The 7,928-nt window shown below is 67.8% G+C and carries 8 protein-coding genes and 2 pseudogenes; all 10 read left to right on the plus strand.

Going from position 1 to position 7,928, the window contains the following annotated elements; translation table 11 throughout:
* Nucleotides 1–245: pseudogene (locus WCJ52_RS09770) on the plus strand (beta-hexosaminidase); the annotation flags it as partial.
* Nucleotides 242–1,066, plus strand: coding sequence for a ScpA family protein (locus WCJ52_RS09775; RefSeq protein WP_336903116.1), 825 nt, complete (start codon nt 242–244; stop codon nt 1,064–1,066). The pseudogene WCJ52_RS09770 and the gene WCJ52_RS09775, both read left to right, overlap by 4 nt.
* The gene (scpB, locus tag WCJ52_RS09780) at nt 1,063–1,764 is read left to right on the plus strand and encodes an SMC-Scp complex subunit ScpB (protein ID WP_336903117.1); all 702 of its coding nucleotides are present in this window, start codon (nt 1,063–1,065) and stop codon (nt 1,762–1,764) included. Before WCJ52_RS09775 ends, scpB begins: the two co-directional genes overlap by 4 nt.
* Nucleotides 1,765–1,846: 82 nt before the next feature.
* Entirely contained in the window at nt 1,847–2,062 is a 216-nt protein-coding gene (tatA, locus tag WCJ52_RS09785; RefSeq protein ID WP_336903118.1) for a twin-arginine translocase TatA/TatE family subunit, read from the plus strand.
* 59 nt (nt 2,063–2,121) lie between these two features.
* Nucleotides 2,122–2,334, plus strand: a pseudogene (gene tatB, locus WCJ52_RS09790) (Sec-independent protein translocase protein TatB); the annotation flags it as partial.
* A 230-nt stretch (nt 2,335–2,564) separates the two neighbouring features.
* Entirely contained in the window at nt 2,565–3,542 is a 978-nt protein-coding gene (gene tatC, locus WCJ52_RS09795; RefSeq protein ID WP_336903119.1) for a twin-arginine translocase subunit TatC, read from the plus strand.
* 74 nt (nt 3,543–3,616) lie between these two features.
* Complete coding sequence (serS, locus tag WCJ52_RS09800; protein ID WP_336903120.1) at nt 3,617–4,897, plus strand: serine--tRNA ligase; 1,281 nt, start codon at nt 3,617–3,619, stop codon at nt 4,895–4,897.
* Nucleotides 4,898–4,901: 4 nt separating this feature from the next.
* Nucleotides 4,902–5,693 (plus strand): 5'/3'-nucleotidase SurE, encoded by a 792-nt coding sequence (surE, locus tag WCJ52_RS09805; protein WP_336903121.1) that lies wholly within the window; start codon nt 4,902–4,904, stop codon nt 5,691–5,693.
* Nucleotides 5,694–5,695: 2 nt separating this feature from the next.
* The gene (locus WCJ52_RS09810) at nt 5,696–6,355 is read left to right on the plus strand and encodes a protein-L-isoaspartate(D-aspartate) O-methyltransferase (protein ID WP_336903122.1); all 660 of its coding nucleotides are present in this window, start codon (nt 5,696–5,698) and stop codon (nt 6,353–6,355) included.
* Between the two features lie 98 nt (nt 6,356–6,453).
* Nucleotides 6,454–7,928 (plus strand): LysM peptidoglycan-binding domain-containing protein (locus WCJ52_RS09815; RefSeq protein ID WP_336903123.1); only part of this gene is annotated, 1,475 nt, incomplete at its 3' end.

Genomic DNA, 7,928 nt, shown 5'->3' on the forward strand with positions numbered 1-7,928 from the left:
CGCTTTCCGGAACCCTGACCGAGCGTGCCCGACGCAGCCTTTCCGCCGGTTGCGACGTCGTCCTCCACTGCAATGGCGACATGGCCGAGATGAAGGCCGTTGCCGCCGGCGTCCGCACCCTGACCGGCAAGGCGGCCCGCCGCGCGGAAGCGGCCCTGGCGCGCATTCCCCGCCGGCCGGAACCCTTGGACCGCGCCGAGGCCGAAGCCCGGTTCGAGGCCCTGCTCGCGGGTGTCTGGCCATGAGCCAAGCGGACGGCTTCCAGCCGCGCCTCGACTTCGAAGCGGCCGAGGGCGCCGCGCAGGATGGCGAGGCCCTGATCGTCGACGTCGATGGCTATGAAGGCCCGCTGCACGTCCTGCTCGCCCTGGCCCGTAGCCAGAAGGTGGACATGCTCCGCATCTCGGTGACCCGCCTGGCCGACCAGTACCTGGTCTTCGTGCAGCAGGCCCGCCGCCACAGCTTTGCCCTGGCGGCGGACTATCTTGTCATGGCCTCCTGGCTGGCCTTCCTGAAGTCCCGCCTGCTCCTGCCTCGTCCCGAACGCCCCCAGGCCGAGGAGGCCCCGGCTGAGGAGGTCGCTGCACAATTGGCCTTCCGCCTCGCCAAGCTCGACGCCATGCGCCGCGCTTCCGAGACCCTGCGCGCCCGGCCCCAGCTGGGACGGGACGTTTTCGTGCGGGGCGACCCGGACGCCCTGAAGATCCTTCCCTCGACGCGCCTGGAGGGCGACCTTTACACACTGATGCAGGCCTATGTGACGCAGAGGCGGAGGACCGACACCCGCAGCTACCAGCCGGCACCGCCAAAGGCCTACGCCCTGGAAGCGGCGAGGGACCGGCTGCGGGGCCTCCTGCCGGAACTGGGGCGCTGGACCCCGCTGGCCGGTGTGGCACCCCGTCCGCCGGCGCATGCCGATGCGGAGACGGCACCCAGCCGCGCCTCCTATGTGGCCTCGACCCTCTCGGCCAGCCTCGAGCTGGTCCGCGAAGGCGCCCTTGAGGCCCGCCAGCTTGAGGCCTTCGCGGACATCTACCTGCGGACCCGTCCCGGGGGCCGGGCGTGAGCCTCGACGAAGCCCTTCCTGAGCCGCCGGAGGCGTCGGAGACCGAGCGCCGGGTCGAGGCCCTCCTGTTCGCTGCGGCCGGTCCCCTCAGTCTCGACGACATCGCAGGACGACTGCCTGAGGGCTCCGACGTGGAGCGGGCGGTGGCTGATCTTCGCGTCCGGTATGAAGGACGCGGCGTCGAGCTGGTATGCGTCGCCGACCGGTGGCGTTTCCAGACCGCAGCGGACCTCGCCTTCCTGATGACCATCGAACGGGAGGAACCGCGGCGGCTGTCCCGGGCCGCCCAGGAGACTCTGGCCATCATTGCCTACCATCAGCCGGTGACCCGGGCGGAGATCGAGGCGGTCCGGGGTGTCCAGGCCAGTCGCGGAACCCTCGATGTCCTGCTTGAACTGCGCCTGGTACGCATGCGCGGCCGGCGCCGCACGCCCGGGCGCCCGGTGACCTACGGCACGACGGACGCCTTTCTCGAACACTTCGGGCTCGCCAGCCTCGCAGACCTTCCCGGGGCCGCCGACATGCGTGCAGCGGGCCTCCTCAGCCTCGACCTGCCAGCCGACTTCAGTATCCCCACCGCAGGCACCGAGATGCCCGACGAGGACCCGATCGAGGAGGGCGAGGACGCCCCCGAGTTCCACACGGACTTCCTCGGAGACGGTTCTGAAGCCGAAGATGGGAAGTCCGGCTCCGCCTGACCCTTGGCGAGGGGCGGGCAGTGCGCCTATATTGGGGTGTGGCGGCCCGTTTGGGCGCGCCGTTCCCTTGAGGAGTACCATCATGGGCGGATTGTCCCCGATCCACTGGCTTGTAGTGGCCCTTGTTGTCCTCGTGGTCTTCGGCGGGCGGGGCAAGCTCTCTGGCCTCATGGGAGACGCCGGCAAGGGTATTCGTGCTTTCCGCGACGGCATCAAGGACGCAGGTAACGGGGCCGCGCCGGCCTCAGACACCCCTGCGGCCAAGGTTGAGTCGTCCAAGGAAGAGTCGAAGGGCTGAACGGTCCCGCTGGATCACAACCCAGGCCGCCGGCGTGGGTGCACTGCTAGGACCTGGACATGCTTCCCGAAGTCGGCGGGCTTGAATACCTCGTGATCGCGGCCGTCGCCCTCATCGTTGTGGGGCCGAAGGACTTGCCTGTCATGCTCCGGAAGCTGGGGCAGTGGCTGGCTCGGCTACGCGCCATGGCGGCAGAGTTCCGGGCCAGCTTTGACGACATGGCCCGCCAGTCCGAACTCGATGAACTGCGCCAGGAGGTCGAGGCCATGCGGCGTTCGCAGGGCGACCTCCTGACCAGCGAGACCGCTGACGTGAACCAGGTCTTCCGGGAGATCGGCGACAGCCTTCAGGGTTCAGACATCCAGTTTCATCCCCCTATGGGCGGTAACCCCGTCGAGATCGCGGCTCCGGATCCTGAACCCTCAGTCGTTTCGGAGCCGCTACCCGAAGTGCCGCCAGCGCCCAAGCCCCGCCGTCGCCGGAAATCTGCGGGAGCGCCCGAATGAGCGAGCCGCATGGACCCGAAGACGAGATCGAAGCCTCGCGTGCGCCTCTTCTCGACCACCTGATCGAGCTTCGGCAGCGGCTGATCCGTGTGCTCATTGCCGTCACCCTGGCCTTCATCGTCTGTTTCGCCTTCGCCGACGATATCTACCGCTTGCTCCTGAGACCCTACGAGGCCGCCGCGAGTCTACTCGCGGTGCAGAAGGCTGCCCAGGCCGCGGCCCAGACGTCGGGATTGAAAACCGGGTTCTTCGACGGTCTCCTCCAGGCCCTGCACCTCATCCCCTCGACCGGCGCCCGGCCGGGAGGCGGACCCTTTGATCTTCTCCTGGTCCTGATCGGGGCCAAGGAGATCCCGGCTGTCCAGGGGCAGGTGCTCAAGCTGATCTATACGGAGCCCCTCGAATTTTTCTTCACCAAGCTCAAGCTTGCGGGTTTCGGGGCCGTTGTCCTCGCCTTCCCTGTGCTGGCTTCCCAGGTCTACGGCTTCGTGGCACCCGGGCTCTACAAGCGAGAGCGGCGGGCCTTTCTTCCCTTTCTCATCGCCTCGCCCCTGCTCTTCACCCTGGGTGGGGCGCTCGTTTACTTTTTCATTTTCCCGTTTGTTCTCTGGTTCTCCCTATCCCAGCAGATCACCGGGACGGGCGGGATCAGCGTGGAACTCCTGCCGAAGGTTTCGGATTACCTGACCCTGGTCACCACCCTGCTGATGGCCTTCGGCCTTTGTTTCCAGCTCCCTGTCGTCCTGACCCTCCTGGGCATGGCCGGGATGGTGAGTTCGTCGGTCCTCCGTGAATTCCGTCGCTACGCCATTGTTGGCATCGTCGTCGTCGCCGCCGTGGTCACGCCGCCAGATCCCATCAGCCAGCTGATGCTCGCCGTGCCTATTGTCCTGCTCTACGAAATCTCGATCTGGTGCGTGCGGCTGATCGAAATGCGCAACCAGAAGGCGGAAGCAGAAGCTTCCGACGCCTGACTTCGTCCCTTGGCGGTTGGCGCCCCCGGCGACGCGGACTAGACAGGGCGGCCTATCCTTGAGACCTCCCGCCCATGCACGACATCCGAGCCCTGCGCGACCAACCCGACCTCTACGAGATGGCCTGGGCGGCCAAGGGCCGGTCCGGGGCGTCTGCCGAGGCGCTCCAGCTTGACCAGCAGGTCCGGGCTTCCAGAAGTGCGTCCGAGGCGGCCCAGGCCCGGCGCAACGACCTGTCCAGGCGGATCGGCCAGGCTAAGGCGGCGAAGGATGAGGCCGCCGCCGCGCGCCTGTTCAACGAGGTCGAGGCCCTGAAGGCGGAAGCGGCCGGCGACGCCGAGCGGGCGAAGGCAGCCGAGGAGGCCCTTCGCGACCTGCTGGCCAGCCTGCCAAACCTTCCGGCTCAGGACGTCCCGCCTGGGGAGGACGAGGCCAGCAACGTCGAAATTCGGCGTTGGGGAGAACCCTTCGCCATCCAGGCGCCACGAAATCACGCTGATCTTGGCGAGGCCCTGGGGCTTATGGACTTCGAGGCCGCCGCGCGGATGAGCGGCGCCCGGTTTGTGGTCCTGAAGGGCCCTCTGGCGCGCCTCGAGCGTGCCCTCGGCCAGTTCATGCTCGACATCCAGACCCTGGAGCATGGCTATACCGAGGTCTCACCGCCGCTCCTCGTGCGGGATATCGCTCTGTTCGGCACCAGCCAGCTCCCGAAGTTTTCGGAAGACCTCTTCCGGACTACGGACGACCGCTGGCTCATCCCCACCGCCGAAGTGTCCCTGACCAACCTGGTACGCGAGCAGATCCTCGCCGCCGAGACCTTGCCCTTGCGCCTGACCGCCCTCACGCCCTGTTTCCGCTCGGAGGCAGGTGCCTCTGGCCGCGACACCCGGGGGATGATCCGCCAGCACCAGTTCTACAAGGTTGAGCTGGTCTCCATCACAGAGCCGGACCAGTCCGATGCCGAGCACGAGCGCATGGTGTCCTGCGCCGAGGCGGTTCTGAAGCGGCTCGACCTGCCCTTCCGCACCCTGCTGCTCTGCCGGGGTGACATGGGCTTCAGCGCTCGCCGCACCTATGACCTGGAGGTCTGGCTGCCCAGCGAGGGCCGGTATCGCGAGATCAGCTCCTGCTCGAACTGCGGGGATTTCCAGGCTCGCCGGATGGATGCGCGTACCAAGTCCGCTGGCGAGAAGGGAACGCGCTACGTCCACACCCTGAATGGTTCCGGCCTGGCCGTAGGCCGGACCCTGGTGGCGCTCCTGGAGAACTACCAGGACGAGGGCGGCCGTATCGCCATTCCCCAAGTCCTTCAGGCCTATATGGGCGGCGTCACCCACATTGACGGGAATGCCTGAGCCCGTGCGTATTCTCCTGACCAACGATGATGGCATCCACGCAGAGGGCCTCGTGTCCCTGGAGCGGATCGCTAGGACGATCAGCGACGATATCTGGATCTGTGCACCGGAATACGAACAGTCCGGCGCCAGCCGCTCCCTGACCCTGGCCGAACCCCTGCGGGTTCGCAGGCTCGACGACCGCCGGTTCGCCACCACCGGCACCCCGACCGACTGCGTCATGCTGGCCGTGACCGAACTCATGGGCACAGATCGTCCCGACCTTGTTCTCTCCGGGGTCAACCGGGGCGCCAACCTGGCCGAGGACGTCACCATGTCCGGGACCGTCGCCGGCGCCATCGAGGGCATGGCCCTTGGGATCCCGTCCATAGCCCTCTCGCAGATGAGCTGGCCCACCCCCGGGGAGGAGATGCCCGATCAGCCCGTCTTCGAGCCGGCGGAGCATTTCGGGCCCGGTATTGTCCGGCGTCTGGTCGAGATTGGCTGGCCCTCCGACGTGGTCATGAACGTCAACTTCCCATCGCGCGCCCTGGACCAGATCCGTGAGGTTGAGGTCACCCGGCAGACCTTCCGCGACCTTCATGTGCGCCAGGCGGTGCAGCGGACCGACCCGCGCGGCGAGACCTACTACTGGATGGGGTTCCGCAGGGAGCTGTCGGCCCCGGCTGCGGGGACAGACCTGCGGGCGATCTACGATGGCCGGATCTCGGTAACGCCCCTTCATATCGACCTGACCCACCAGGAAACCGTCCACCGGATGCGGGCGGTCCTCGGCGGCGCCCCGCCGAAGGCCTGAGGATGGTGCGTCGTCCCCACACGCCGGCGGATCCACGCCATGCCCGGCTGATTGAAGGCCTGAAGGCCCAGGGCGTCACCGACGCCCCTGTACTGAACGCCATCGCCACCACGCCCCGGGACCTCTTCACGCCAGAGCTCTTCCAGGAGCGGGCCTTCGAGGATCAGGCCCTTCCGATTGCCTGCGGCCAGACCATCAGCCAGCCCTACATCGTCGGGATGATGACCCAGGCCCTTCGGATCGAGAAACGATCGCGGGTCCTCGAGATCGGGACGGGGTCTGGCTACCAGACCACCATATTGTCCAAGCTTTCCCGGCTGGTCTATTCAGTCGAGCGGTACCGGACCCTGATGTCCGCGGCCGAGGACAGGTTCCGGCAACTGGGACTGACCAATGTCATCACCAGGTTTGGCGATGGCGGCCAGGGATGGCCGGAACAGGCGCCCTTTGATCGTGTGATGGTGACCGCAGCGGCCCCCGGTGTTCCTCGTGCTCTGCTGGCGCAACTGAAGCCAAACGGGGTATTGGTCGCGCCTGTGGGACGCGGACCTGTCCAGGACCTCAACCGTTATGTCGGGGACGGGGAGGGCGGTTTCACGGTAGAGACCCTGGCGGAGGTGCGGTTTGTGCCTCTGCTGGATGGCGTGGCAAAGGACTCCTGAGCCCGCCTAAAAAGTGACGATTTCCTGGGGTCACTGACCAGATCGCGCCGTCGATCCAGGTCGGGACGCCACAGCGGGTAAACAGTGCCGGAGCGGCGATGAGCAGTTTTCTCAACCGGACCGTCCTCATGCTTGCGGCTTCGACCGCGCTGGTGGGTCCTTCGACGGTCGCCTTCGCACGCGAGGTGCCGGTGCAACTGGCCCTTATGCAGGCGACTGGCGGGTCCTACACCGTCCAGCGGGGCGATACCCTCACGGGCATCAGCCGCAAGGTCGGCGTGAGCCCCGAGGCCCTTTCCGAAGCCAATGACCTTGGCACCGGGGCCCGGATTGACGCCGGCATGAAGCTGAAGGTCCCCGGTGGCGCCGGCTCCGCTCCGAGCCGCGCCCAGGCGGCCGGCCGGGTGGTCTCGGTCAGTAGCGGTCCCTCGACCTACGTGGTGCGCAGTGGCGACACCGTGGACGAGATCGCCGACCGGATGGGCATGACCCGAAAGGCCCTGACTGACCTGAACGGGCTGAAGTCGCCCTATGCCCTCAGCGTCGGCCGCAAGCTCAAGGGCCCGCCCGAGACGCGCAAGGCCTATGTCGTCGCCGATGGGGACAGCCTCGAGGCCGTCGCCCGCCGGTTCTCCGTGACGTCAAAGGCCCTTGCGGCGGAGAATGGCCTGCGGACCTCGGCGGCCCTGCGGTCTGGCCAGAAACTCAGCCTGCCAGACGGCTATCGTGACCGGGGTCCGGTGCGGTTGACCTCTGCCCCCGCCCCTAAGCCCCCGGCACCCGTCCGCGAGTCCCGCCCGGAAACCGTCCGCGACGCCGCGGAGCCGACCCTTGCGGCGCCTGAACAGACCCCCCGTGATAAGGTCAGCACCCGCACCCTGGCGGGCGGGAAGGTCATTGCAGTCACGGGCAAGCCCGCCGCCTACACGGTTCGCAAGGGCGACACCGTCGACGCGATCGCCGACCGGATGGGCCTGACCCGCAAGGAACTCGCCGCTCTAAACGGACTGAAGTCTCCCTACGCCCTCAGGCCTGGCCAGGTCCTCAAGGGCCCGGCCGAGACCCGGAAGGCCTATGTCGCCACGCAGGGCGATACCCTTTCCGTGGTTGCCCGCCGCTTCGGAACCACGCCCAAGGTCCTGGCTGCGACCAATGGCCTCAAGGCCACCTCGTCCCTGCGTGCTGGCCAGCGTCTGATCTTGCCTGACGGGGTCCGCGACCGGGGTCCGATCCGCGAGACCGTGCGCACGCCTGCGCCGCCCGCGAACCGTCCGGCTGTGGCCGTAAAGCCTCCGGCGACCGAGGCCGAAGCGCCTCTTGAAGCGCCGCTCGACGATCCCGCGACGCGCGCCCCGTCGCTGAGGACCGAGCCCGGACAGGGTTCGCCGCCGCCGGTTACTGTCCCACCCCCGGCTCCGTCGCCTATCCCGGTGACTCCGCCGCCGCGGGTTCTTCCCCTCCCGGTACCGGTGCCCCAGGTCGTGGCCCCAAAGCCTGTGCTTCCCCTCCCGATTCCGCCGCCGGTGGTGCGCACGACGCCACCGCAGCCCGTGACCCCCGCGCTCGTCCGGCC

Origin of the sequence: Phenylobacterium sp. (genome assembly GCF_037138395.1) — a bacterium.
Classification (GTDB): Bacteria; Pseudomonadota; Alphaproteobacteria; order Caulobacterales; family Caulobacteraceae; genus Phenylobacterium.